Source organism: Mangrovimicrobium sediminis, from assembly GCF_004745945.1.
GTDB lineage: Bacteria > Pseudomonadota > Gammaproteobacteria > Pseudomonadales > Halieaceae > Mangrovimicrobium > Mangrovimicrobium sediminis.
Genome location: NZ_SRLE01000009.1, coordinates 106148 through 131220, shown reverse-complemented (window position 1 = coordinate 131220; position 25073 = coordinate 106148). Strand labels below are relative to the sequence as shown.

Here is a 25073-nt window from a genome sequence, read left to right as displayed (position 1 = left end):
AATTGATTTGAAACAAAGTTTTGTGAGTCCCCCGGGCATAGAATCCGAAGTCCTGTCCCTGGGAGGTGAAGCTATGACGACAATAAAAGTGGCACCGCTGGCGGAGGATCTCGCATTCGGCGCCCGCGTAACCGGCGTCACGCGCGATGCGCTGGACGATGAAAACGTACGCGCACAATTGCGCGAGGCGCTGGACCAGCGCGGCGTACTGGTGTGCCGGGAGGTAGAGCAGACCAGCGACATGCAGGTGAAGCTCAGCACGGTGTTCGGCCCGCTCAAGGAGCACCCGGTCTATGCCGTCGACCGCGCCGACCGCGACAAGCTGCCCGGCGTGATCGTGATCGCCACGGGCCCCGGTTCCTGCATCGTGGAGATCGACGGCAAGCCGCTGGTGACCTGGCAGCCCTGGCACTTCGACCACGCCTACAACAACGAGATGATGTACGCCGCCGTGCTGCGCTCTATCAAGACCCCGAAAGACGGCGGCCGCACCGCGTTCACCGACGGAATCCAGATCCTCAACGACATGGACCCGGCACTGCGCGCGAAGGCGGAGCAGCTCAATGTGTTGTACAACCTGGACCTGCGCTACGACCGGCAGCGTTTTGGCCTGCCGGAGAACTTCCGCCTGGTGAAGGAGCACGACCACACGCTGAGCCAGGAAAACGAGAACGGCCGCTGCGCGGTGCACCCGGCGGTGTGGACGCGACCGGACGGCGAGAAGGTGTTCCACATGTGTCCCTACGGCTGCCGCGGACTGGAGGGCGACCGTAGCGACGCCGCCTTCGAGCAGCTCGCCGAGATCTGGAACGAGGCGCAGCGCGTGATGAAGGTATACTACCACGAGTGGCAGCCCGGCGACATGGTGGTGTGGGACAACACCCGTGTGCTGCACGAGGCTACCGGCAGCAACCCCGAGGAGCCGCGGGAGATCCACCGCACCACCATCAAGGGCGACCTGTGCCACGGCTGGTGGGAGGACGAGGCGCGGGCGGAGACCGTGGCCTGACCCCACTGCCAATCGCGGGGTAATCCAGTTATTGCTGGAGCACCCCGCACGGGTGGGGTATAAGTGCGCCATGAAACCCCCGAAAGCCCTGCAACCCCTGATCGAAGACGGCATCATCGACGAGGTCCTCTACGCCCTGCTCAGCGGCAAGGAGGCGAGCGTCTACGCCGTGCGCTGCGGCCGCCAGGTGCGTTGCGCCAAGGTCTACAAGGAGGCTTTCCGGCGCAGCTTCAAGAAGGCCGCCCAGTACCAGGAGGGGCGCAAGGTGCGCAACAGCCGCCGCGCCCGGGCCATGGAAAAGCGCTCGCGCTTCGGCCGCGAGCAGCAGGAGGAAGCCTGGCAGAGTGCGGAGGTCAACGCCCTGTACCGGCTGGAACGCGCCGGTGTGCGCGTGCCCAAACCCTACGGCTGCTTCGACGGTGTGCTGTTAATGGAGATGATCGTCGACGCCGACGGCGACGTCGCCTCGCGCCTGAATGACGTCACCATGAGCCCCGAGCAGGCGCGCGAAGACCACGCGCTGATGATGCACTACATCCAGCTGATGCTCTGCGCGGGCATGGTGCACGGCGACCTCTCCGAGTTCAACGTGCTGGTGGACGAGTACGGCCCGGTGATCATCGACCTGCCGCAGGCGGTGGACGCCGCCGCCAACAACAACGCGCGGGCCATGCTCGCGCGCGACGTGGACAACATCACCACCTACTACAGCCAGTACGCCCCCGAGCTCGCCGCGACCCGCTACGCCGACGAAATGTGGGACCTGTACGAGGACGGCGAGCTGACCCCGGAAAGCGAACTGAGCGGCGAGTTCACCGACGCCGCCGGCGCCGCGGACGTGGACGGCGTGATGCTCGCCATCAAGGCGGCGCTGGAAGAGGAGCAGGAGCGCCAGGAGCGCCTGCGCGAGGCCGACGACGACTGAGGCCGGTTACGCCGGCGCTTCCTCCCCGGGGCTTTCCGCCTCGCGAAACTGCAAACTGTACAGCCGCTGGTAGAGCGCCGAGCTGCGCAGCAGTTCCTCGTGGCTGCCGGTGGCCACCACCTGGCCGTGGTCCAGCACCGCGATACGGTCCGCGTGCTGGATGGTGGACAACCGGTGGGCGATGATCACCGTGGTGCGCCCTTGCATCAGTTGCTCCAGCGCCAGCTGTACCTTCTGTTCACTTTCCGAATCCAGCGCGCTGGTCGCCTCGTCGAGCAGCAGCAGGCGCGGGTTGTTGAGTATCGCCCGGGCGATGGCGATACGCTGGCGCTGCCCGCCGGACAGGCGCACGCCTTTCTCGCCGAGATGGCTGGCGTATTGCTGCGGCAGGCGCTCGATGAACTCGTGGGCGTAGGCGGCTTTCGCCGCGGCGATCACTTCCTCGTCGCTGGCGTCGATGCGACCGTAGCGGATGTTGTAGGCGACGTCCCCGGTAAATAGCGCCGGTTGCTGCGGCACCAGGGCGATCTGCGAGCGCAGGTCGTGCAGGCGGAACTCGCGGATGTCGCGGCCGCCGAACAGCACGGCGCCCTGCTGCGGGTCGTAAAAGCGCAGCAGCAGTTCGAACACGGTGGACTTGCCGGCACCGGACGGTCCGACCAGCGCCAGGCTCCTGCCTTCCTCGATATGCAGGTTGACCGACTGCAGCGCGGGGGTGTCCGGGCGCGTGGGGTAGTTGAAAGTCAGGTCCTGCAGGGCCATGGTCGCCGGCAGGTTGTCGACGCCTTCCACGGGCGTGTCCGGCTGCGCGATATGCGAGCGTTCGGCGAGCAACTCCATCAGCCTCTCGGTGGCGCCGCCGGCGCGCTGCAATTCACCGAATACTTCCGATAGCGTGCCTACGCCGGCGGCGACGATGATCGCGTAGAACACGAAGGCGCCGAGTTCGCCCGCGCTCATCGAGCCGCGCAGCACGTCGCTGCCGCCGACCCACAGCATGAGCGTGATGGAGGCGTAGGCGAGCAGGATCGCCGTGAGCATGAGCAGCGCGCGCTGGCGTATACGCCGCCGTGCAATGGCGAAGGCGCGCTCGACGTCGGCGCCAAAGGCCGCGCGCTCGGTGTCCTCGCGGGTATAGCTCTGTACTGTCTTGATGTGCTGGATAGTCTCGCCTGCGTGGCTGCCGACATCCGCCACCGAATCCTGGCTCTGGCGTGAGAGCTTGCGCACGCGGCGTCCGAACAGGATCACCGGCAGTACTACCAGCGGCACGCCGCCGAGCACGAACAGGCTCAGCTTCAGGTTGGTGATGACCAGCATGAGCATGCCGCCGATGGTGGTCAGCGTGCTGCGCAGGGCCATCGACGCGGTGGAGCCGATGATGTTCTGCAGCAGGGTGGTGTCGGTGGTAAGGCGCGACATGATCTCGCCGCTGCGGTTGGTCTCGAAGTAGTCCGGGTGCAGTTCCACGATGTGGTCGAACACCGCCTTGCGCAGGTCCGCGGTGACCCGCTCGCCGATCCAGGACACCAGGTAGAAGCGGATGAACGTGCCCACGGACATGAGCACGATCAGGCCGAGCATCAACACGGTGATGCGATTGAGGTCGCCGGTGGAGCCGGCGACGAAGCCCTCGTCGATCAGCATCTTGACGCCCTGGCCCAGGGTGAGGGTGATCGCGGCGGTGAACACCAGCGCCGCCCCGGCGCCCAGCGCCTGGCGCTTGTAGGGCAGGAGGAACGGGATCAGTTTGGTCAGGGCCGAGAGCTTTCTCGGTTTGCCGTTGGCAGTCATGGGTAGGGCCGTGGTTGGTTGAGGCGTGGCGCTCGCACGCCGATGGCAAAGCCTAGCGGAAATTCAGCGTGGGCGCAGTGTTGCTGCACTGCGCGTTACCGTATGCGCAATAGTGTATTGCCGTCTTCACCAATTTTCTCGCGGCGCGTCGCCGCTACAGTGGATTCCAGGTTGAGCGACATGGTTCCCGGGACTTTCGGACCAACTTTCAAACCTGCATTAACTGATTTGCACTAACCAACTGTAGAAATGAGGAGCACAGACATGAACATGAAATCCATCCTGGCATTACTCGCCGGCCTGATCTTCTCGGTCAGCGCCTTCGCCTCGGACGTCAGCCACAGCACCCCTGCCGTATGGGGTTACGACGTGGTGTCCTATCACGTCAACAAGCGCCCGGTGCGCGGTTCCGGCCACTTCGTGGCGGACTTCGAAGGCGCCACCTACCTGTTCGCCTCGCTGGAGAACAAGGAGACCTTCACCAGCAACCCCGCGAAATACGTGCCGGCCTACAACGGCTACTGCGCCTTCGGCGTGGCCAAGGGCAAGAAGTTCGCCGGTGATCCGGAAGTATGGCGCATTGTCGACGACACCCTGTACCTGAACCTCGACACCAAGATCCAGGACCTGTGGCTGCAGGACACCGACACCATGATCAAGGACGGCGCGAAGAACTGGAAGCGCATCAAGAACGTCAGCCCCACCGAGCTGTAAGCGCAGCGGTCCCACTACCGGCGCCGCCGTCCCCCAGGGGCGGCGGCGTTTTTCGTTGCGGGATGCGGGGAACATCTGCGGATTTAACGCGTTTCACCCGGACTATTTCACACACGGCAATTTTGTACTGACGTCGAGACCAGTTATCCGGGCGTTCGCGTTTATTAGCATGAACAACGTCGGATGTCCGACACCAACAATCCCACTTCCAGGAGAAGAGTATGAACAATCGAGTAGTTACTGCAGCCGCCCTCGCCGCGGTCGTCGCCGGCGCACTGTCCATGGCCCAGCCGTCCTTCGCCGCCGGCAAGGAAAAGTGCTACGGCATCGCCGAGGCCGGCCAGAACGACTGCGCCAACCTCGCGGGCACGCACTCCTGTGCCGCGCAATCCACCGTGGATTTCGACATCAGCGAATACAAGGTCGTCGACAAGGGCACCTGCGAATCCCTGGGAGGACACTCCAAGGTGCAGGCGCAGAAGATCCTCGCCGAACGCCAGGCCAAGCGCTGAGCGAGCCACCGGGGTCACCGCCATGCAACAGGTACAGACAGTGCAATTCGAACCCGCAGTAGGTGTAGGCCTGCGCCATCCGCATTACAAAGATGCGCTGTCGCAGCCGCCTGCATTGCAGTTTGTCGAAGTGCACGCGGAAAACTTCTACATGGACGGTGGCCCCGCACTTTCCCTTTTGCACGAGGTGCGCCAGCGCTTCGACGTGAGTATTCATGCGACCAGCCTTGGCCTGGGCGGCGAGCAAGCGCCTCCCGCGACTGAGCTGCGCCGCCTGTGCCGGCTGGTGGATGCGATCGACCCCATCCTGGTGTCCGATCACGCCTGTTTTGCCTGGCATGGCACTGACGGGCAGCGCCTGCACGCTGGCGACCTGTTGCCCATCGCCTACAACGACCATGCGCTCGAGCAGTTCTGCGCCAACGTCGACAGCGTGCAGCAGGTGCTGGGACGACAATTGCTGGTCGAGAACCTCTCGGCCTACCTGAACTGGCCCGACAGCACCATGGGCGAGTTCGAGTTCCTGCAGCGAATGTGCGAGCGCACCGGCGCCGGCCTGCTGCTCGACCTCAACAATATTTTTGTGAACGCGGTGAATGCCGGCTTAGAGCCGCAGCTTGAAGTGATCCGCGTGATTGCCAGCCTCGATGCGCGTCACATCGGCGAGGTTCACCTGGCGGGCAGCACACCGCAGCCCGAGGGCGACCTGTTGATCGACGACCACGGCACCGAGGTGCCGGAGCCGGTGTGGCGCGGCTACGAGCAACTGCTCGCCGTGCTGGGTCCGAAGCCCACTCTCGTGGAGTGGGACACGCAGCTGCCGACATGGCAGGTGCTGCTGGAGCAGGCGCAGCGCGCGCGCCGCCTGCTGAGAGAGCGCCATGCCTGAATCTCTCGGCGTTCAATCCGGGCAGCGCTTACTGCTGGAGGCATTGGTCCATGGCCGGCCAATGACGGGCGTCGATGCCCGCGGCCTCGCCATCTACCGCCGCAACCTGCTGGCAGGCGCCGCGCGCGCGCTGGCGATCAGCTTTTCCACCGTGGGCTACCTGCTCGGCAGTTCGCGGCTGGCGCTGCTGGCCGGCGAGTTCCTCGCTGACCATGGCCGCGGGGTTTTCGACTGGGGCCAGTGGGGCGACGCCTTTCCCGCATGGCTTGCGGGCCAGCAACCTGGCATGGAACACCCTTACCTGGCGGACTGCGCGCGCCTTGACTGGCTGTTGCACTGCGCCCAGCGCGCTGCCGACTCGCAGCCGGATTACGCGTCCTTTGCCGCACTGCAGGACGCGGATTCCCTGGAGGTCTGTCTCGACGCCGCGCCGGGCATCGCCGTGCTGGCCTCGAACTACCCCGTTGTCGCCATACACACCGCCCACGCCGACAACCCCGCTGAACCCGACCTGCGCGTCGCTGCGGCGATGCTGGAGAGCGGCCGCGGCGAGACCGCGCTGGTCTGGCGCCAGGGCCTGCGCACCCGCCTGCGCGCGGTGGCGGACGACGAAATTCACTGGTTGCGCCTGCTCGACGGCGGCGCGGTCACCCTGGCCGACGCGCTGCATAGCGCGCCGGCGAACAGCTTCCCCTTCGAGCAGTGGCTTGAAGAGGTTATCCGAGAGCAGCTCGTCACCGGGCTGTCCCCAATTTCATCCAACCCAGAGGACCAACCATGAACACCGCAATAGCGAGGCTGAGCGGCCTGAACGCCGTGATCGCCTATCCCGTCAACAAACTACAGAGCCTGAGCCAGCTGGGCATGCGCCTGTACACCAGCTGGATGTTTTTTCCCGCCGGACTACTCAAAATCCAGGACTGGGGCACGACCCTGTTCCTGTTCGAGGAGGAGTACGCCGTGCCGTTGCTGCCGCCGGAACTTGCCGCCCTGATGGGCACCTTCGGCGAGCTGGTGTTTCCGGTGCTGCTCTCCCTGGGGCTGTTCAGCCGCGGCTCCGCGCTGGGGCTGTTTCTCGTCAACCTGGTAGCGGTGATCAGCCTCGAGTTCGTACCGCCGGCGGCCATGGGTCAGCACCTGCTGTGGGGCCTGGCCCTGTTCGTGATCATCGTCTGGGGGCCGGGCAGATTCTCCCTGGATTACCTGCTGGACTTCCTGGTTGTACGGCATACCTCCCACCAGGTATGAGGTGCGGAGCGCGTACTCCTGAACCGCCGGTGATTGCCGGCGGTTTTTTTTGGTTACGTCCGGGGGCGAGTGGATCTCGCTGGGTTACCAGCGCAGTGGCAGCACGCAGCGCTGGACGACGACTTCTTCCACGGAGACTGACACCAGCCGCTGGGCGCCGGGGCGTCGGGCGACCTCGGGTGAATCCCAGTCGATGCGCGCGCAGCCGTTCACCTGCAGCAGGCTGCCCTGCTCGAAATCGATAAACAGCAGGCCGACGTTCGGGTTGAGCACGAGGTTGCCGAGGGTGTTGAAGAAGTTGTTGCCCGCGTAGTCCGGGAACAGCAGTTCGCGCTCGCTGAGCACCTCGACCAGGCCGGGCGGGCCGCTGCGGTGGGAGGCGTCCAGGCCGCCGGCTTCTGCCGCATCCCGCGCTGCACCGCTGGCGATAAAGAACGTATCCGCGTGGCGTATCCAGGCTGCCGTCGCGATATCCAGTGAAGACGCGCGTGCGGTGTGCACGGCATGTGGTGCCCGCTCGACCGGTCGCCACTGGCGCTGTGTGATGTAGCTCGGGCAATTGCCGTAGGACTGGCGCACACCGACCGCGATGGTTTCGTTGGTGTGCCTGGTCACGTTCCCGTTGGCGCGGTTGCGCCGCCGGCTGGCCAGGTCGATGCCGAGCAGGCCGATGTCGGCGCCTATGGTGAAGGCGTGATCGAGTGCGTCCCCGGCGCGGGGCCGGGCCTGGATGTGAAGTCGGGTATCGGCGGGGGACTGGATGAAACCCGGCGCACCGGTCAGCAGTGTCGCCCAGATACGGTGGCGGTTGTCACGGCCGGCGGCGACCAGGAAGGGTAACTGGCGGAACATGTTGCGGTGCTGGTCCGGCATGCGCGAGCGGATCGCGCGGCCGGCCCATTTGTCCACGCTTTCGCGGACCCCGAGGCGTTCCTGCACCCACAGTTCGCCCGGGTGAAAAAGTGTCGGCATGGTATTTCACAGGCCGAGTTCGGACAGCCCCGGGTGGGCGTCGGGACGGCGACCCAGGGGCCAGTGGAACAGGCGTTCGCTGTGCTCGATGGGGTGTTCGTTGATGCTCGCCAGTCGGCGGCGCATCAGGCCGTTGTCGTCGAATTCCCAGTTTTCGTTGCCGTGGGCGCGAAACCACTGGCCGGCGTCGTCGTGGAATTCGTAGGCGAAGCGCACGGCGATGCGGTGGCTGTCGAAGGCCCACAGTTCCTTGACCAGGCGGTAGTCCAGTTCGCGGGTCCACTTGCGTTGCAACAGCGCCTGCAGTGCGCTGCGGCCGGTGACGAACTCGGTGCGGTTGCGCCAGCGGCTGTCCTCGGTATACGCCAGTGCGACTTTCGCCGGGTCGCGGCTGTTCCAGCCGTCCTCGGCGAGGCGGATTTTCTCGATGGCGGTGTCGCGGGTGAAGGGGGGTAGCGGGGGTCTGCTCATGGGCTTGTCCTCCTGGGGTTGCGGAAAGGGAAAGGGGTGACGGGCAGGGCCCGCCACCCATGGGGGTCAGGCGGCGAGGTCGCTGACCGCGGGGAAGTCGACGGCTGTCGCCAGCGCCGAGTTGATGTAGTTGGTCAGGGTGCTGAGGGCGACATGGCCGATGATTTCCAGTACCTCGGCCGCGCTATAGCCGGCGTCCAGCACCGCCTGCACGTCCTCGCGCTGCACCGCGCCGCGCTGCTGCACCAGGTTCGCCGCGAACTCGACGGCGACCGCCGCCCGGTTGTCCCCGGAGGAACCGTGCCGGTTGGTGAGGATCTCGGTCTCGGTGAGCCGCGCCACGTTGGTGGCGAGGTAGGTGTGTGCGGCGAGGCAGTAGTCACAGCCGTTGAGCTCCGCCACTGCCAGCGCAATGCGCTCGCGGGTGGCCGGGCTCAGGCTGCCCTCGTCCAGGGCGCTGCTCAGTGACAAATAGCCCTTGAGGGTTTCCGGGCTGTTGCCGACCAGGCGGAACATGTTGGGCACCGAGCCCAGCGCCGCCTGTACGCCTTGCAGGATGGGTTGTGCAGCCTCGGGGGCCTGCTCGATGGTTGCGGGGGTAGGTATATGTGACATCGTGATCTCCTTGGTTGTCGAGTCAACGGAGATCATTCTGCGTACTTTGCGGTTGTAAATAATTGGCCCGCAATACACTTCACTATTAATATTATCGCAATAGTGATCTGGGGGATGAAACATGGCGATGGATAAACTGGAGGCCATGCGGGTGTTTTCCGCGGTGGTCGAGGAGGGGAGTTTTGTGGACGCCAGCCGCGTGCTGGACCTCTCGGCGCCGGCGGTCACCCGCTCGGTGGCGCGGCTGGAGAGCGCGCTGGGCGTACCCCTGTTCCACCGCTCCACCCGCCATGTTCGGCTTACGGATTCAGGCCAGCGCTACTACACCCATGCCAAGGCGATTCTCGAAAGCGTGGCGGAGGCCGAGGCGGCGGTGACCGGCAGCTTCTCCGAGCCCAGCGGACGGCTGACGGTGACCGCGCCATCGCTGTTCGGCCACAAGTACGTGGTGCCGATTATCGCCGAGTACGTCATGGCCCACGGCAAGGTGTCGGTCAACTCCCTGTTCCTCGACCGGGTGACCAACCTGCTGGAGGAGAACCTGGACGTGGCCATCCGCATCGGCAACCTCGCAGACTCCAGCCTGTTCGCCACCCACGTGGGTGACATCCGCCGCGTTGTCTGCGCGTCCCCAGCCTACCTTGCCGAACGCGGCGTGCCGCAGTCTCCAGCGGACCTCGCCGAGCACGATCTTATCCACGCCACCGCGGTGGAACCGCTCACCGTTTGGGCCTTCGGCAAGCACAAGGTCAAGGTCGCCTCGCGCTTCCAGTGCAACCAGAATTCCGACGCCGTGAAGGCCGCGGTGATGGGACTGGGGCTGACCCGGGTGATGTCCTACCAGGTGGCGGACGAGTTGGCTGCGGGCAGCCTGCAACTGGTGCTGGAAGACCTGGAGCCGCCGACCCTGCCGGTGCACGTGGTGTACCTGGAGGGGCGCAAGGCGAACGCGAAGATCCGGGCGTTTGTGGATCTGGCGGTGGAGCGGTTGCGGGGGAATGCGCTGCTTCAGTGAGTAGTGTAGTGCCTGGATTCAGGCGGCCTGGGAATCCTGGCTCGCTGCGAGCGCGAGCGCGAGCGCAAAAGCGTCGCGTGTGCGTCTAGGCCGATTCGCCTTCCTCTTCCTGGGGGCACACTTCCAGTAGATCACCCACCTGGATCAGGCCGCTGTGCAGGATACGCGCGCACAGCCCGCCATGGCCAAGCATCGCCGCGACACCGCCCTTGCCCAGCGCTTCCTCCATGCGCGAGCAGGGGTGGCACAGGGCGGTGGCCTCGAACTCGGCCCCGCCGATACGAAAGCGCTGGTGGCGCAGGGCGTTGAGGTTGATACCGCGCACCACCAGGTTGCGACGCAGCAGGGCCGGGTCGATGGTCTCGTGGCCGCTGTAGTGCGCGATCTGCGCGATGAACTCCTCGGAAATCAGCGTGACCTGGCGGGCCGAGCCGGGCGCCTTGCTTGTGCGGTGGTCGCCCTCCAGGCCGAGGGTGGCGAGGGCCTGTGCCTGTTGTACCGGTACCACATCGCCGCGGCGCGCGCTGCGCAGGCCGATCCAGTTGAGGGTGCCGGGGGGAAGGTCGCGGGCGAATCTGTCGAGGGGGCTTTTGCGCATGGGTGGTAGTGTGATTGTGAATGCCTGGATTTACCAGTTTGGTTGTTGGTACTGGTTGTGCGCGCTGCGAGTTGTGCAAGGCGCTGGTTGTGCCCGGAGACGGGCGGTGCTTTAGTGTGTTGCAGCAATCCGCTTAAGGAGACCCCGCAGTGCCGACAGTGAACAATGCGCTGGACCGCGTCATGACCCGGGTCAGCCAGAGTATCGCGCTGATTCCAGTGGTCATCTCCCTGGCTATGCTGCTGCTGTGCCTGTTCATGGTGAGTGTCGACTTCTCGCCCGCTGCCGACTGGTTGGAGCGCCACCTCGGCATCGTGGTGGTGTCCGACGCGGACAACGCGCGGACCATTCTCAGCGCGCTGGTCGGCGGCGTCATCTCGCTGGCGGTGTTCAGCTTCTCGATGGTGATGGTCGTGCTCACCCGCGCGTCGGCGACGCTGTCACCGCGGGTGATACCGGGCCTGGTCACCAAGAAACAGCACCAGGTCTGCCTCGGGGTTTACCTGGGCACCATCATCTACTCCCTGCTGCTGATCGCGTCCATCCACAGCGAAGCCGGCGCCGACGCCGTGCCCGGTCTCGCGGTGATGATTGCGATTACCTTCGGCATCGCCTGCCTCGTGCTGTTCGTGAACTTCATCCACTCGATCACCCGCTCGATACAGGTGGATCACATCGTCGAGTCGATATTCCTGGAAACCCGCAGGAACCTGCGCCGGCGGGTGGCGAGTATCCGGGAAGACATGGCGCGCGGCGATTGCAGCCCGCCGGATACCGAGCAGTGGGCCGCGGTACACAGCGGGCACACCGGCTACTTCAAGCGCGTCATCGGCGGCGAGCTGCTGCGACAACTCGAGGCCGAGGACCTTGTGCTGGTCACCCTGGTGCAGCGGGGCGAGTTTGTCGCAAAGGGCCGGCCGCTGTTCCGGTTGAGCCGGGAACTCGACGACGACAGGCAGGGAAAGCTGCTCGACTGTTTCGATTACTACATCGAGGACTTCGCCGACGACCATTTCCTGTTCGGCTTCAAGCTGTTGTCGGAAATTGCGGTAAAGGCCCTGAGCCCGGGGATCAACGACCCCGGGACCGCCATGCGCGTGTTGGATATGCTGTCCATGCTGCTGGTGGAGTACGCGCAGCACCCGGGCTTCGATGGGGAGCGCAGCGAGGATGGCACGGTCCGCGTTTACTATTTCGAGCCGGACTTCTCCCGCGTGCTGTATGACTGCCTCACCCCTATCCGGCAGTACGCCATGGACGATGTGATGGTGCTGGCCCGCCTGCTGGACGCCTGTGCCAATGTGGCGTACGCGGGTATCGACGATGGCAAGCGCGCCGCGCTGACCCGGTATGTGGAAGATTTTGTCGCTGCGCTACGGGTGGATGGGTTCAGCGAATTGGATATAGAACAGTTGAATCGAATGATCGAGTTGTACGCTGGCGCGTCCGGGCAGCAGGTCGATGCCGTTGTTGCGGCGCTCCACCGCGAACCCGTCGGCGCTCCAGTACTTAAGTAAGCCTGCGCTTGTGTCACATGCGCAGCATGGATCATGATTTTTGCGTGTACCAGATTCGCGTCGTATAAGTCAGCGGCACCGGGTCCGGCAACACCTCGCTCATCTTCGCCATTACCTGCTCGAACAGCGCCTTGCCCTCGTCGCTGCGCAGGTCCCAGAACTGGTTGCGCACCGAGCGCCAGGCCAGCAGGTAGTGCTCCTTGGTTTGTTGCACGGTAAAGCTGTCCTCGAGGTAGTGCACGTCGGAGAAATACGGCGAGGCCTCGAGGATGGGCCGCTGGTCCTCACGGCGCGAGCCGCCGGTGTAGTCGGGGAAGAAGGACTTCAGTACAGCCTGGGTTTTGGACTGGATTTCGTCTTCCTCGAGGCTGCGGTGGTTCCACATGCAGGCGAACCAGCCGCCGTCTGCCAGTACGCGGTGGGCTTCCTTGAGGGTGGTGTCGCGCTCCGTGGTATTGAACGATGAGCCCATGAGATAGGCCTGCACCGATTTGTCTGGCAGCCCCGTCGCTTCTCCGGTGCCCGCCTGCCAGCGCGTGGGCTTGCTGGCCGAGCGCTGGATGCCGATTTCGCGCATGGCATCATTGGGTTCGATGGCGATTGGTGTGTAGCCGCGCTCCTCGAGCATGATGGTCAGGTTGCCGGTGCCCGCGCCCACGTCCGCGATGAGGAAGCCTTCATCCCTGGGGACGGCGAGTTTTTCCAGCAGTGTGTCGATGGCCAGGGGCGAGTAATTGGGGCGGTACTGGTAGTAGGGGGCCTGCTCGGAATAGTCCCAATCGGATGCATGTGTGCTCAAGGTTTTCTCCAGTGTGGTTTACCAGCGCCGCAGCGCTCATTTTCTAGTTGCGTTTTGGGTATGCGCTACCGGCTGTCAGGCATCCGTGCTCGTGTCCGGTAGCGCGCGTTTGCGCCTGGCGCGCAGTTCGCTGATGCGGCCGAGGAAATTGGTCGACCCCTGGGCGAAGGCCTCGCGCAGGGCGGCGATGCGGGCGCTGTTGTCCAGGCCGTAGTTTTTGCCGAACTCCTCGAGGCTGTCCAGCAAATGCCTGATCTCGGCCGAGGACAGGTTCGACGCGCGCAGGGTCGGCTCGTCCAGGCTAGCCGCAAATTCGGCGATGTCTCGCAGGTAGGCGATGGGCCCGTCACCGGGTCCGGCACGGTTGAAACCGGTGGGAAGGGCGATTGCCTGCAAGAAATCGAGTTTGTGCAGTGTGGCGAGAGGGTCCTGCTCAGGCGCGGCCGGCGCCCCGCTTTCGTGGGCGTAGCCCAGTGTGTCCAGTAGGTCCCGCGTCTTTGCCTCGATAATCGCGATGCCTTCCTCGATATCCTCCCGGTCCTTCCAGTCGCCGACCTTGCCGGCGCGATTGGCGACCTCGGTATCGCCAGGGTACATCGCCTTGTAACGCGCCTCCGCTTCCTTGGCCTTTTCGATGCTGGAGTTATCGATCGCCCGCTGGATGTCTGCGTCGCTGTATTCCAGTTCGAGGTGGCCAAGAATACGCTCCAGCAGCGCCTTCGCATCCTGCTTGTAGTCCTCGAAGCGGAACACGGCTATATCCTCATGCGCCAGCCAGCACAGCATGTTGAGGCGCCAGTGGTCGACACGGTTGAGCAGGGAGTCGGGATTAGGGAAATTCAGGAAGTCGGTGAACGACAGGTCCGGGGAGATGCGCCGGTACATGGAATAGATCGCGTCGCGCGGGTCACGCACAAAGTAAATCGCGCGCTGGCCCCGGTGTCGCGCCGTGGGGAATTCCTGGATGTACTCGACTTCGATATCGTCGCGGAACGTGAAAGTATCCCGTTGCTGCAAGGTCGGCAGCCACTTTTTGAGGATTTCCACGTTGGGGTGCAGTGAACAGCCCTCGCCAGCTGGTTGCCACAACCGGGATAGGTCGGACTTTGAGCGCGGCCAGACGTTATCCACGGCGGGCTTGTGCAGGATCTTGATATCCAGTTCGAGAAAGCAGTTGAGCAGCCAGGAGGCGCCCGAGGCTTCCAGGGGCGAGGCGAAGTAGATCGTGGTGGGTGACATCGGTAGAACCTTCAGGCGCGACGGGTAAGGCTACAGCGGCGGGATGGCCCGGTCTCGCGCAGGCTACAACGCAGGCGGCAAGAGTGTGGTGGTGTCAAAAAGCTACCGCCCATAAACATTGGCGTGGTTGACGTGGAAATGGTCGTGCTCCCCAGGTGCGTATTGATTTCGTTCGTGGCGCAACTGCGCCATCACGCCCTTTCCATGGCACTGTTGTTCCAAGTGCCTCGAGCATCGCTGTGTGGTGGTTTCGGTAGTCAGGCCCCCCGATAACTATAGACCACACTCGCCGCGATGTGCATGGGTGAATGGCTTCCGGCAGGGCGACCAATCAACCGTTAACCGCAAATGCGAAATTGGTGCTACTTTATTTAGTGATCAACTGGTTCTCCAGTTCGTCGCTGGGGGCGTTTTTACGTCCAGTATGGCGACCAGGAGGCCAGAATAATTTCGCAAGCTTCCAATCACTTCAGGTTTTCCGGTCAGGTATGAACAGAGATGTAAAAAAAGAAAGCGAGGGCAATATCATCTCCCTCGCCCGAGCGCGTTGTGCACAGCTCTTCATTATTTTCAGCGGCCGCGCCGGCTTTATGATGGCCGGCGGCAGTATCGGCGGCGTTCCGCCCATCCAGTTCCTGCGCGCCACAGGCCTTGGCTCGCGCAACGTCACCTGGATACGCGACCCGAACAACGACAACTACCTGCAGGGTGTCGGCGGTAGTATCGACAGCCTGGATGCGCTCTCGGACTGGCTGGTCGAGCATATCGAGTCGCAGCCGCAGATCGAGGAGGTCTACTGCATCGGCAACTCCAGCGGAGGTTACGGCGCCCTGTATTTCGGCCATATGCTCAGGGCGAATACCGTCTGGGCCTTCTCGCCGCGCACGGCCACGATGGAGACTGCCAAGCAGGCCGAAGCCGCGCTGCTGGAAAGGCTCGCCGACGATAACGGCGTGACCGACTACCGCATCCTGTTCGCCCGCGAGAACGATGGCGATCGCGAGTTCGCGGAAATCTACGCCGACAGCCCCGGCGTGACCCTGGATATCCACGACGGCTTTGAAGGGTCCCACGGCCTGTTGTACCGGCTGACCGAGCAGGACAAGATCGGCGACTATTTCCCCCCGTTCCTGGCCACGGCAAACCGTTTCTAGTGCACCGGCGCGGCTACCTGTCCGGCATCGGGCGGGTGTCGATCCGGTTTGATCGGGGAGCGCCGGCCGCATTTTTGGCCTCCGTCGCGGAGGTCGTCACCTGGGAGACTGGCACGCGAGCTATGGACTCGAACGCCCTTAGTGGACAAGTGATCTGGATTACCGGGCTGTCGGGCGCGGGCAAGACCACGCTCGCCCATCTTGTGGTGGCGCGGCTGCGTGAACAAGCGCTGCCGGCGGTCATGCTCGATGGCGACGAGTTGCGCGCGGTGTTCGGGGCGGCCCGGTGGAGCGCTTCCAATCACGGCCGCGAGGAGCGCCTGCAACTTGCGCGCCGCTACTCGCACCTGTGCCAGGTGCTGGCGGGGCAGGGCGTGACCGTAGTTATCGCCACCATCTCCATGTTCAGGGAGATTCACCAGTGGAACCGCGAGCACCTGCCGGGGTACTTCGAGGTGTACCTCAAGGTACCGGAGGCGGAGTTGCGCCGCCGCGACCCGAAGCAGCTGTACGCGCGCTTTGATGCCGGCGAGGTAACCCAGGTGGCCGGCCTCGACATGCCGGTAGACGAACCGGAGGCTGCGGACCTGACGGTAGATTTCAGTACGCCACAGTCACCCGAGGCCATCGCGGAAGCCGTGCTGCGCGCCGTACTGTCGACGTCACCCGACTCGGGAGCCGTGTAGGGTGACGCAGGTGATGACCACCAAGGCCGGCAACCTCGCCCGGCTGCGCGGCAGCCTGCGCGGCGCCCGCATTGCACCGCTGGCTTACTTCACCGTGGCGCAGTGGCGCGAGGATGCACAGCGCTGCCTGTCGCAGATTGCGTCTTCGCTGGGTGATGGCCCGCTGATCGTGCGCTCCAGTTGCCGGCGCGAAGACGGCGCCGGCGCCTCCCATGCCGGCGAGTTCCTCAGCCTGCTCAACGTGTCCCCGGCAGACCTGCCGCAGTCCATTGACCAGGTGATCACTTCCTATGGTACACCCGAGGCAGAAGACGAAGTGCTGGTGCAGCCCATGCTGCAGGACGTGCAGCGCGCCGGGGTGGTCTTTTCTCACGACCCCAACACCTGCGCGCCGTATATCGTCGCCAACTGGAGCGAGGGCGGCGATACCGGCTACGTGACCGGCGGCTACGGCGGCCGCACCTGGCAGGGCGCGGCGCTGTCGCCCTATGGTCCGCCAGACGAGATAGCCGGTGTAGTGCCGCTAATTCGGGAACTGCAGGGCCTGTTTGGCGAGGTGCCCCTGGATTGCGAATTTGCCGTTACCCGTGAAGCTGGGAACGACGTGCTCTGGCTGCTGCAGGTCCGTCCGCTGCATCTTGCCCGCACCAGCGAGTCCCCTGAGGCCCAGGCCCGGCGCCTGGCGTTGATCGCGGAGAAGGTCGAGCGCGGTATGCGCGAACACCCGTTCCTTATGGGCCGGCGCACGGTATACGGCGTGATGCCGGACTGGAACCCCGGCGAGATTATCGGCATTCGTCCCAAGCCGCTGTCGCTGTCGCTCTACCGCGATCTTGTCACCGACGCCATCTGGGCCTACCAGCGCAACAACTACGGTTACCGCAACCTGCGCAGCTTTCCGCTGATGCCGCACTTCTTTGGGCTGCCCTACGTGGACGTGCGCCTGTCGTTCAACTCCTTCGTGCCCGCGGATCTCGACGATACGCTGGCCGCACGACTGGTCGACTATTACATCGACCGCCTGTTGGCGGAGCCCGAACTGCACGACAAGGTGGAGTTCGAAATCGTGTTCTCCTGCTACACGCTGGACTTTCCGCAGCGCGTGCAGCGCCTGGCCGAGGCCGGGTTTCGGGAGAACGAGCAGGCACTGCTGGCGCACAGCCTGCGCCGCTTGACCAACGGGATCGTCCACCCCGAGACCGGCCTGTGGAAAACCGATGCCGCCAAGCTGGAGACCCTGAACCGGCGCCGCGAGGTGCTGCTGGGCTCAGGTCTGGACACCCTGGCGCGCATCTACTGGTTGCTCGAGGACGCCAAGCGCTACGGCACGCTGCCCTTTGCCGGCCTGGCGCGGGCCGGCTTTGTGGCGGTGCAGATGCTGCGCTCGCTGCTGGCGGTGGGTGTGTTCACCCAGGCGGACTATGACGCGTTCATGGGCGGGCTGACCACCGTCAGTGGCCAGCTCGGCCACGATATGGCGTCGCTGGAACGCGATGTGTTCCTGGCCAAGTACGGCCACCTGCGTCCCGGCACCTACGACATCCTGTCCCCGCGCTACGACGAAGCGCCGGAGCTGTACTTCGACTGGGCCAACAAGCCGCCGGCGCCGGCGCACCGGCCAGCCTTCGTGCCGAGTGAACAGCAGGCCACTTATACCGAGGCACTGCTGCGCGAACACGGCCTGCATTGCAGCGCGCAGGAGCTGTTCAGTTTCATTCGCTCGGGTATCGAGCTGCGCGAGCTGGCCAAGTTCCACTTCACGCGCAACCTGTCGGATGCATTGTCGCTGGCTGCTGCCTACGCCGAGCAGCATGGTATCAGCCGCGAGGACATGGCCTACTGCCACATCGGCGCGCTGCAGGAGTTGCACATCGCCGCCGCGGACCCCGCCGAGGTGCTCATGCGCTCCATCGAGCAGGGCAAGGCGCAGTACCAGGAGACACTGCGCGTGGCCCTGCCGCCGGTCATCCTCAATCCGGAGAGCGTGTGGGCCTTCGAGCTGGGCAAGACCGAACCCAACTTCATCACCCAGAAGCAGGTGACTGCGCCGGTTTCCGACTGCGATGCGGGCAGTGACCTGAAAGGCCGCATCGTCTGCATTCCCAACGCCGACCCCGGCTTCGACTGGCTGTTCTCCCACGCCATCGCCGGGTTGATTACCGCCTGGGGCGGCGTGAACTCGCACATGGCAATTCGCGCCGGCGAGCTGGGCCTGCCGGCGGTGATCGGCTGCGGGGAAGCGTCCTACCGGCACTGGGCCCAGGCCCGGCGGCTGCGGCTGGATTGCGCGGCCAGGCGGGTGGAGGTGTTGGCGTGAGTGAACTGAGAAAGGTGGCGGTGAGCCAACGGGTGGACCTGTGGCCGGAACGGGGTGAGCGCCGCGATGCGCTGGACCAGCGATTGGTGCAGTGGTTGGTTGCCGCAGGGTGTTGCGCAATACCCGTACCCAATGCGCTGGGGTCTAGCGAAGTTGCGGCCTCCACGCGGGATTGGCTGGGCGCGATCAAACCGGCCGCCGTGGTGCTCTCCGGCGGCAACGAGATCGGCGAGGTGCTCGAGCGGGATAAGACAGAGTCAGCGTTGCTCGACTATGCCAGTGATGAACGCCTGCCCCTGTTGGGCATCTGCCGCGGCATGCAGATGATGCTGGCGTGGGCGGGTGGATCGCTGGCGGCTGTTACCGGGCACGTGGCCACGCGGCATGCCCTGCAGTTTGAAGCAGGCGCCGTGGCGGCGGACTGGCCCGCCGAGGTGAACAGTTATCACAACCAGGCCGTGGCGGAAGTACCGCCGGAGTTTGCTGTGGCGGCGCGTTCTGCGGACGGCGTGATCGAGGCCGTGCGGCACCAAAGCCTGCCCTGGGAAGGCTGGATGTGGCACCCGGAGCGAGAGTCTGATCTTACCGAAGTGGACATTGCCCGTTTCAGGGCACTGTTAAACGCCGGGGCGACAGCATGAAAGCGATCATCCTCGCCGCCGGCCGCGGCAGCCGCATGCGCGACCTCACCGACGAGCGCCCCAAGTGTCTGCTGGAAGTGCGCGGCCGGGCGCTGCTCGACTGGCAGCTGAACGCGTTGTGGGAAGCAGGTATCGACGAGATCGGGATCGTGACCGGCTACCGGCGCGAACTGCTCGCCGGCCGCGGCCTCACCGAATTCCACAATGCGCGCTGGGCGCAGACCAATATGGTCTCGTCACTGGAGTGCGCTCGCGACTGGCTGGAATCCGGCCCCTGCATTGTGAGCTACGCGGATATTTTCTTCGACGCCTCCGCTCCGCGGGCGCTGCTGGCCAGCGAGGCGGATATCGCGATCACCTACGACCGGCACTGGCTGCAGCAGTGGGCCCAGCGCTTCGAGGACCCGCTGGCGGATGCCGAGACCTTCCGCCTGAAACCCGACGGCAGCCTGGCCGAGATCGGCAATACGCCGCGCTCAGTGGACGAGGTGCAGGGGCAGTACATGGGCCTGCTCCGTTTCACACCGGCGGGGTGGGCTGAGGTGCAGCGGATTCGGGCGGCGCTGCCGCAGGTGGAGCGCGACGCCATGCACATGACGGGCACGCTGCAGCGCGTGCTCGAGGCCGGTCGGGTGCCGGTAGGTGTCGTGGAGTACTCGGGGGAATGGGGCGAGGTGGATAGCCCGGAAGACCTCGGGTTGTTTCAGGGGTGAGCGGGGGACTGCCAGGCCCGGCGTGTTCGCCGGACGGGGGGTGCCAACCGGTGGATGTGGGTGATTTGGGGCCCGGCAAGGGGGCTCCATGAGCGAGGCGAATCATCTTAATGAAGCTCTTGGCCTCTGTGGGGCCTTTTGGTATAGTTGCGCGCCTCAAATCCTCGGTGTGTAGCGCAGCCTGGTAGCGCACTTCCTTCGGGAGGAAGGGGTCGGAGGTTCAAATCCTCTCACACCGACCATTTCTCTGTCTGGCCATATCCAGACACCCCCGTAAGCAGCTGTTTATACTAAGATTTTTCTATTCAACTGCATTCCATGGTGGCTTGGGTGTCCCCCGTTGTGCCGCTACCAGTGACGGCACGGCAGCCGGTACCGGCAGGTTCAGCGAGACCGGCTGCGTCATGGCGCAAGTGCAAGCCATACACAAGCTGACAACTGCACCCAAGGAAACACCTGCTACCCTTTTCGCGCCACAACCCGGTCCTGGTTGTGTCCGATATGTTTTTCTTTTTCTGGTGACCGCCACTTACCCAGCGAGACGTCAACGATTTTCAGCTTATTGCGCTCATACAGCGATCGAATGAACTGTATATCGAAGGCAATGGCCGCCTCGGGCTTCCTCGGGTTGTCTGTGTAGGAATGCTCCTCGAATAACCTGAACTTGCGCCTGGATTCCCCGCTTTCTATCTGCGCTTTGGTCGCTTCGTCGATCAGGAAGTAGGTGATGAAAACCGTGCCGCCAGGCTTCAGCATACGGTGGATTTCGGACAGGTAATTGTCGACGTCCTTGGCGTGCATGTGAGTGAACACGGACGTGAGGTAGATGAAGTCAAACGTATTGTCGTCAAAGGGAAACCTGAAGTCGCAGGCATGCGTGGAAGATGAGGGGTTGTAGTGCTTGTTGTACACGTCGATATGCTGGAACGTAAAATTTGGATAGTGCCTATAGGTTGTCTGGCACCACTCCACGAACGGTTCCATGATCTCAGCGCCAGTGTAGCTTCCCCCCTCCAGGTAGCCTGCCAGTGCGCTGGCAATGCGGCCGTTCCCCGACCCAATCTCGAGTACATGGTCGGTCGGTTTAAGGCCCAGCTCGTTGATAAAGTAATTGGCGTGGTTCCTGCCGACCGCCTGGAAGGCCCTCTCGCTGTATCTCATAATCTGGAACTGCTCGGGCGGTAGCAGGTCGCGGTCGAATTCTCTCATCTCGCAAGCTCCTTGTTTTATTGTGTCGATTTGGCCGCTAACTATCCTGTTAGCTTCCCATCGTATCCGATGACCAGCGCATGGCGCTCGCCCTGTGGGCTGACCTGCCTCAAAGCCTGGAGCCCTATACACCATGTGGCCCTGCAATATGTTCTACGGCCCTTGGACAGATTGGCCTGGCGCATGCCTGGTTCACGCGAAATGACGCAGGTAGAGATAGATGCAGGCGATAGCAACGCACAGGCACATGACCGGCAGCCCCAGCAGCAGGAAGCGCAGGAAGCTGATCGGGTAGCCGGCGCGTTCGGCGAATCCCGCCACGATGATGTTGGCGGTAGCGCCCACCAGCGTGCCGTTGCCGCCAAGGCACGCCCCCAGGGAGAGTGCCCACCACACTGGCCCCATCGCTTCCTCGCCACCGAGATAGGGCGAGGTGCTTTCCAGTACGGGGATCATGGTGGCGACAAACGGTACGTTATCGACGATGGACGAGGCAAAGGCCGCAAGCCAGAGGGTGGCAAACGTGGTGGCCTCCAGGCTGCTGCCGGTGAGGGCGACCATATGCTGCCCCAGCAGGTCGAGCACGCCGCTGGCGCTCAGGCCGTGCACCATCATGAACAGGCACATGAAGAACACGATGGTGCTCCATTCCAGTTCCGAGAAAATCCCGTCCACCCGGGTGGACTGCTCCTTGCCGTTCCTGCCTGCGGTGTAGAGGAGCATGAGCAGGGCAGCACCGCCGAGTGCGACGCTGCCTGACAGCAGCCCAACGTGCTCGCCAAAAATGAAACCCGCGATGACCAGGGCCATCACCGACAGCGACTGACGCAACAATCTCGGGTCGGTTATCGACCCGCGTTCGTCGAAGGCCATGATCCGCGCTCGCGCTTCAGCGCTGCTGATCAGCTGTTTGCGCCAAATCAGGTAGAGAACCGCCAGCACCGAGGCGTGTATCACCAGCACCACGGGACCCAGTTCGGTGATGAAATCCGCGAAGGTGAGCCCCACCGCGGAGCCGATCATGATATTCGGCGGGTCGCCGATCAGCGTCGCTGTGCCGCCGATGTTGGAGGCGAAGATCTGGGCGAACAGGAAAGGGTAGGGGGACAACTCCAGCTTCTCGACGATCAGCAGGGTAACCGGGACAATCAGCAGCACGGTTGTGACGTTGTCGAATAACGCCGAGAAGACGGCCGTCACCGTCGCCAGGGACAGCAGTATGCCCTGTGGGTTGCCCCGCGCCTTTTTCACCACCCACACCGCCACGTACTGGAAAACACCGGTGCGCTGGGTGATGCCCACAAGGATCATCATGCCCGCCAGTAGCGAGATGGTGTTGAAGTCTACGCCGTCGAAAGCGTCGTCCTGGGTGATGATGCCACTGAGGATCATCAGCCCGGCGCCGAACATCGCGGCGACAGAGCGGTGCACGCGCTCGGAGACCAGCAGAATATAAGTCAAAAGAAAAATGGCCGACGACAGCCACACCGGGTCGAGCCCCATGATGATCGAGGCTGGCTCCGCAGCGGCCATCAGTCGGCCTCTTCCAGCGACCGCAGCAGGGTGATCAACGAGATCGCCCCGACGAGGTGGCCGTTTTCGCGACTGACCACCGGTATCCGGATGAATTTGTGGTAGAGGAGCATCAGCGCGTCGATGAGCGGGGAGTCCGGGTAGACCACCACGGTATCCCTGTTCAGATAGGGTTCGATGGGGCTGCCGCTGGCCTTGTGCAGTCGCTGGCGAATATCCTCCAGGGTCTCGCGCATAAAGCTGGTGTTCATCAGCCCCTGTTCCATGCTGAGACTGGTCGGCAGCAGTAGTCCCGCCAGGCGCCGGATACTGATTTCGCCGACGAAGACTTCGTTGCGGTCCACCACTGGCACATCGTACATGTGGTGTTCGAGCAGCATGTCGATGGTGTCCTGCACGGTGCTGTCCACGTACAGGTAGGTCGGAGGCGTGTGCATGATGTCGCTGCACTTGACGTAATCGCTATTGGCCACGGCTGGCGCTCCCCCGGCTTGGTCCGTCGGGATTGGTTGTATGTTCAGTTTCGGGGAATGCGCGGGGGCTGACAAGTCGGTTGGGTGGTTGCTGGCTGCAGGAAGCTCTCGTTGCAGGGAGTTTTCGTTCAAGGAAGTGTTGCCCAGACTCGCGGAACCGTCAGTAAAGCGAGCCTCCTTTAAAGTCCCTGGAGGGCATGGCCCAGCTCCGTCTGCCTCTACCCGGCTCCTGACGGGTTAGAGAGCCGTATATAATCCGGGTTCTGGTATCTGCAAATTTAAGAAAAATACTATGAGCAAATACGACCACCTCATCGACCAGGAGATGGTAAATGGTCATTGGAGCTGGGACTCGGACCGTGCACTACTCTACGCCGTTGGTGTCGGTGCCGGCCTCGACGACCCACTCGAGGAACTGCAATTCACCACCGAGAACACGCCGGGCCTGCCGCAGCAGGTGATACCGTCGTTTGCCACCATCATGGGCCTGCAAAGTGATTGGATGGAATTACTGGGGTGGCAGAAAGTCGGGCTGAGTCCGGTTGGAATGGTTCACGGCGAACAGAGCGTCACGCTCGCCCGACCACTTCCGGTGAGCGGCACAGCGCATCTCTCCACGATACTTCGCCAGGTCTATGACAAGGGTTCCGGTGCCCTTGTAGTGCAGGAGACCCGTATTACCCTGGCGGACACCAACGAGTATCTCGGCTCGACCTGCTCGGGGATCTTTGCCCAGGGGAAAGGAAACTTCGGTGGTCCGCGGGGGCCATCGGGGGCGACGGGCTGGGACCAACCGTCCCGAGCGCCAGATGTGAAAATCACGCTTCCCGTTGGGCTGAACCAATCGCTTGTCTATCGCCTCTCCGGCGATCGTCACCCTCATGGCACCGAACCCACTCGGGCGCGTGCCGACGGCTTTGAGAAACCTATTCTGTATGGTCTTGGTACTTACGGCTTCGCCTGCCGGGCGCTGCTGAGGGGGTTGTGTGAGGGAGACGTCACTCGATTCGGGCATATGGCGGGGCGATTCTCCAAACCGGTCTACCCGGGGGATAGGCTGGATACGGTTATCTGGCGCACTGAAGAGGGAGCAGTGTTCCAGATGATTGCGAATGGGGAGCGGGTCGTTCTCGACAGGGGTGTTTTTCGTTTTCGAGAGTAGCTCCAGGGATTTTTGTTAGTCGTGACCTGAGCTGAATCAGTGGAAAGCTGGTCGGAAGCTTCGGATCGTCTGGACCAGCAGTTTAAGAGGCTGAATGAGACAACAGGATATCTACGTAGTACTGCGCAGCTTCTCAACGCCGGAGGCAAAGAACTCGCTGAGTATGTGATTACGGAAGAATTCAGCCAGCAGATCTCTGGAAGCTAAGCAGGCCCAGGAAACCTCACTCCCCCCGACTAGACACCCCAAAGCCCTCAACGTCTATGCAATGTCGGCAGTTCTTGCGTGATGAAAAACCCCTAAAAAATGTGGGTCATAAGAGATTCGCAAACAATTTGTGCAGGTGTTGAATTCATTAATGTGCGTCGATTCACATATCCAGGCTTTGGTTTGGGAATCATCGAGAATCACGATTGCCACACCTCTTGTGGATACCATAAGCTGATTTTCGAAACGCCCCGTACTATTAACATATTTTTTACGGGGTTATATCTGCAAAGTGACTCACGACGATCCGATGTGACCGGCCGCTGTAGATTAACCAATGAATCTCGTTCTAAAGGCATCTTCCAGAGTGTAGGTGATGATCAAGCTGTCTATACGTGTGTTAAATCCAAATCGACAGATGGTATTGGAGTCTGTTCTTCGCGGATTGGAAATTACCATGAGTGAACAACTCAAGTTGGTACCCCATCAAGTTGTGTCTCCGTAATCGAGTATGGAAGCTTGCTATGACTATATGCAGGCAAAGGGATATCTGGATCCAGTGTCCCGATTGATGCTCGGAAAACGGATGATGTCAATCTGATGCTGGGATCGCTCGCAGCTGTGATTGTTGCGGACAGCTACTGAACCACCTAACCAGTTG

25 protein-coding genes and 1 tRNA gene are annotated in these 25073 nt (G+C 63.1%); 16 read left to right on the top strand and 10 right to left on the bottom strand.

Annotated features, from left to right (window positions below; all coding sequences use genetic code 11):
- The first annotated feature begins 73 nt into the window (after positions 1 to 73).
- On the top strand, positions 74 to 1009 hold the full coding sequence (locus E4634_RS13530) for a TauD/TfdA dioxygenase family protein (RefSeq protein WP_135444758.1): 936 nt from the start codon (positions 74 to 76) through the stop codon (positions 1007 to 1009).
- 70 nt (positions 1010 to 1079) lie between these two features.
- Positions 1080 to 1934, top strand: a complete 855-nt coding sequence (locus E4634_RS13525; protein WP_135444756.1) for a PA4780 family RIO1-like protein kinase — start codon at positions 1080 to 1082, stop codon at positions 1932 to 1934.
- A gap of 6 nt (positions 1935 to 1940) precedes the next feature.
- On the opposite strand, the gene E4634_RS13520 is transcribed toward E4634_RS13525, so the two are convergent.
- Positions 1941 to 3728 (bottom strand): ABC transporter transmembrane domain-containing protein, encoded by a 1788-nt coding sequence (locus E4634_RS13520; RefSeq protein WP_135444754.1) that lies wholly within the window; start codon positions 3726 to 3728, stop codon positions 1941 to 1943.
- A gap of 264 nt (positions 3729 to 3992) precedes the next feature.
- Here E4634_RS13520 and E4634_RS13515 point away from each other — a divergent pair, with 264 nt between their 5' ends.
- The 5 genes from E4634_RS13515 to E4634_RS13495 all read left to right on the top strand — a co-directional run bounded on the left by E4634_RS13515 (position 3993) and on the right by E4634_RS13495 (position 7091).
- Entirely contained in the window at positions 3993 to 4442 is a 450-nt protein-coding gene (locus tag E4634_RS13515) for a YHS domain-containing (seleno)protein (protein WP_135444752.1), read from the top strand.
- A gap of 221 nt (positions 4443 to 4663) precedes the next feature.
- On the top strand, positions 4664 to 4954 hold the full coding sequence (locus E4634_RS13510; protein ID WP_135444750.1) for a BufA1 family periplasmic bufferin-type metallophore: 291 nt from the start codon (positions 4664 to 4666) through the stop codon (positions 4952 to 4954).
- Between the two features lie 40 nt (positions 4955 to 4994).
- Positions 4995 to 5843 (top strand): MbnB/TglH/ChrH family RiPP precursor modification enzyme, encoded by an 849-nt coding sequence (locus E4634_RS13505; RefSeq protein ID WP_206046885.1) that lies wholly within the window; start codon positions 4995 to 4997, stop codon positions 5841 to 5843.
- Complete coding sequence (locus tag E4634_RS13500) at positions 5836 to 6624, top strand: HvfC/BufC family peptide modification chaperone (RefSeq protein WP_135444746.1); 789 nt, start codon at positions 5836 to 5838, stop codon at positions 6622 to 6624. The genes E4634_RS13505 and E4634_RS13500 overlap by 8 nt, the downstream gene beginning before the upstream one ends.
- A complete protein-coding gene (locus E4634_RS13495; protein ID WP_135444744.1) occupies positions 6621 to 7091 on the top strand; it encodes a DoxX family protein in 471 nt (156 codons plus the stop codon). Before E4634_RS13500 ends, E4634_RS13495 begins: the two co-directional genes overlap by 4 nt.
- A gap of 84 nt (positions 7092 to 7175) precedes the next feature.
- On the opposite strand, the gene E4634_RS13490 is transcribed toward E4634_RS13495, so the two are convergent.
- From E4634_RS13490 to E4634_RS13480, 3 genes are all read right to left on the bottom strand, one after another.
- A complete protein-coding gene (locus E4634_RS13490; RefSeq protein WP_135444742.1) occupies positions 7176 to 8063 on the bottom strand; it encodes a pyridoxamine 5'-phosphate oxidase family protein in 888 nt (295 codons plus the stop codon).
- Between the two features lie 6 nt (positions 8064 to 8069).
- Positions 8070 to 8534 (bottom strand): nuclear transport factor 2 family protein, encoded by a 465-nt coding sequence (locus E4634_RS13485; RefSeq protein WP_135444740.1) that lies wholly within the window; start codon positions 8532 to 8534, stop codon positions 8070 to 8072.
- A 66-nt stretch (positions 8535 to 8600) separates the two neighbouring features.
- Positions 8601 to 9149: a carboxymuconolactone decarboxylase family protein gene (locus E4634_RS13480; RefSeq protein WP_135444739.1), complete on the bottom strand. Its 549-nt coding sequence runs from the start codon at positions 9147 to 9149 to the stop codon at positions 8601 to 8603.
- A gap of 121 nt (positions 9150 to 9270) precedes the next feature.
- On the opposite strand from E4634_RS13480, the gene E4634_RS13475 reads away from it, so the two are divergent.
- Positions 9271 to 10164 carry a LysR family transcriptional regulator gene (locus E4634_RS13475; protein WP_240725185.1) on the top strand — a complete coding sequence of 298 codons (894 nt, stop codon included), beginning with the start codon at positions 9271 to 9273 and terminating at the stop codon, positions 10162 to 10164.
- An 85-nt stretch (positions 10165 to 10249) separates the two neighbouring features.
- Here E4634_RS13475 and E4634_RS13470 read toward each other — a convergent pair whose 3' ends face one another.
- Positions 10250 to 10762, bottom strand: a complete 513-nt coding sequence (locus E4634_RS13470; protein ID WP_135444737.1) for an MOSC domain-containing protein — start codon at positions 10760 to 10762, stop codon at positions 10250 to 10252.
- Positions 10763 to 10911: 149 nt separating this feature from the next.
- Here E4634_RS13470 and E4634_RS13465 point away from each other — a divergent pair, with 149 nt between their 5' ends.
- A complete protein-coding gene (locus E4634_RS13465; protein WP_135444735.1) occupies positions 10912 to 12279 on the top strand; it encodes a DUF2254 domain-containing protein in 1368 nt (455 codons plus the stop codon).
- Positions 12280 to 12310: 31 nt separating this feature from the next.
- Here the strand turns inward: E4634_RS13465 and E4634_RS13460 are convergent, their stop codons facing one another.
- Positions 12311 to 13078 (bottom strand): class I SAM-dependent methyltransferase, encoded by a 768-nt coding sequence (locus E4634_RS13460; RefSeq protein WP_167854914.1) that lies wholly within the window; start codon positions 13076 to 13078, stop codon positions 12311 to 12313.
- Positions 13079 to 13153: 75 nt separating this feature from the next.
- Positions 13154 to 14317 carry a sulfotransferase domain-containing protein gene (locus E4634_RS13455; RefSeq protein ID WP_135444731.1) on the bottom strand — a complete coding sequence of 388 codons (1164 nt, stop codon included), beginning with the start codon at positions 14315 to 14317 and terminating at the stop codon, positions 13154 to 13156.
- Positions 14318 to 14805: 488 nt separating this feature from the next.
- Here E4634_RS13455 and E4634_RS13450 point away from each other — a divergent pair, with 488 nt between their 5' ends.
- From E4634_RS13450 to E4634_RS13425, 6 genes are all read left to right on the top strand, one after another.
- Positions 14806 to 15471 carry a hypothetical protein gene (locus tag E4634_RS13450; protein ID WP_135444729.1) on the top strand — a complete coding sequence of 222 codons (666 nt, stop codon included), beginning with the start codon at positions 14806 to 14808 and terminating at the stop codon, positions 15469 to 15471.
- A 122-nt stretch (positions 15472 to 15593) separates the two neighbouring features.
- Complete coding sequence (locus E4634_RS13445; protein WP_135444727.1) at positions 15594 to 16157, top strand: adenylyl-sulfate kinase; 564 nt, start codon at positions 15594 to 15596, stop codon at positions 16155 to 16157.
- A 1-nt stretch (position 16158) separates the two neighbouring features.
- Entirely contained in the window at positions 16159 to 18474 is a 2316-nt protein-coding gene (locus E4634_RS13440; RefSeq protein ID WP_206046884.1) for a PEP-utilizing enzyme, read from the top strand.
- A complete protein-coding gene (locus tag E4634_RS13435) occupies positions 18471 to 19115 on the top strand; it encodes a gamma-glutamyl-gamma-aminobutyrate hydrolase family protein (RefSeq protein WP_206046883.1) in 645 nt (214 codons plus the stop codon). Before E4634_RS13440 ends, E4634_RS13435 begins: the two co-directional genes overlap by 4 nt.
- On the top strand, positions 19112 to 19828 hold the full coding sequence (locus E4634_RS13430) for a phosphocholine cytidylyltransferase family protein (RefSeq protein WP_135444725.1): 717 nt from the start codon (positions 19112 to 19114) through the stop codon (positions 19826 to 19828). The genes E4634_RS13435 and E4634_RS13430 overlap by 4 nt, the downstream gene beginning before the upstream one ends.
- A 165-nt stretch (positions 19829 to 19993) precedes the next feature.
- Positions 19994 to 20070, top strand: a tRNA-Pro gene (locus E4634_RS13425).
- A gap of 217 nt (positions 20071 to 20287) precedes the next feature.
- On the opposite strand, the gene E4634_RS13420 is transcribed toward E4634_RS13425, so the two are convergent.
- From E4634_RS13420 to E4634_RS13410, 3 genes are all read right to left on the bottom strand, one after another.
- The gene (locus E4634_RS13420; RefSeq protein ID WP_167854913.1) at positions 20288 to 21037 is read right to left on the bottom strand and encodes a class I SAM-dependent methyltransferase; all 750 of its coding nucleotides are present in this window, start codon (positions 21035 to 21037) and stop codon (positions 20288 to 20290) included.
- Between the two features lie 192 nt (positions 21038 to 21229).
- Positions 21230 to 22570, bottom strand: coding sequence for an ArsB/NhaD family transporter (locus E4634_RS13415; RefSeq protein WP_135444721.1), 1341 nt, complete (start codon positions 22568 to 22570; stop codon positions 21230 to 21232).
- Complete coding sequence (locus E4634_RS13410) at positions 22570 to 23043, bottom strand: CBS domain-containing protein (protein WP_135444719.1); 474 nt, start codon at positions 23041 to 23043, stop codon at positions 22570 to 22572. The genes E4634_RS13415 and E4634_RS13410 overlap by 1 nt, the downstream gene beginning before the upstream one ends.
- 292 nt (positions 23044 to 23335) lie before the next feature.
- On the opposite strand from E4634_RS13410, the gene E4634_RS13405 reads away from it, so the two are divergent.
- Positions 23336 to 24205: a MaoC/PaaZ C-terminal domain-containing protein gene (locus tag E4634_RS13405; RefSeq protein WP_135444717.1), complete on the top strand. Its 870-nt coding sequence runs from the start codon at positions 23336 to 23338 to the stop codon at positions 24203 to 24205.
- Positions 24206 to 25073: the final 868 nt, after the last annotated feature.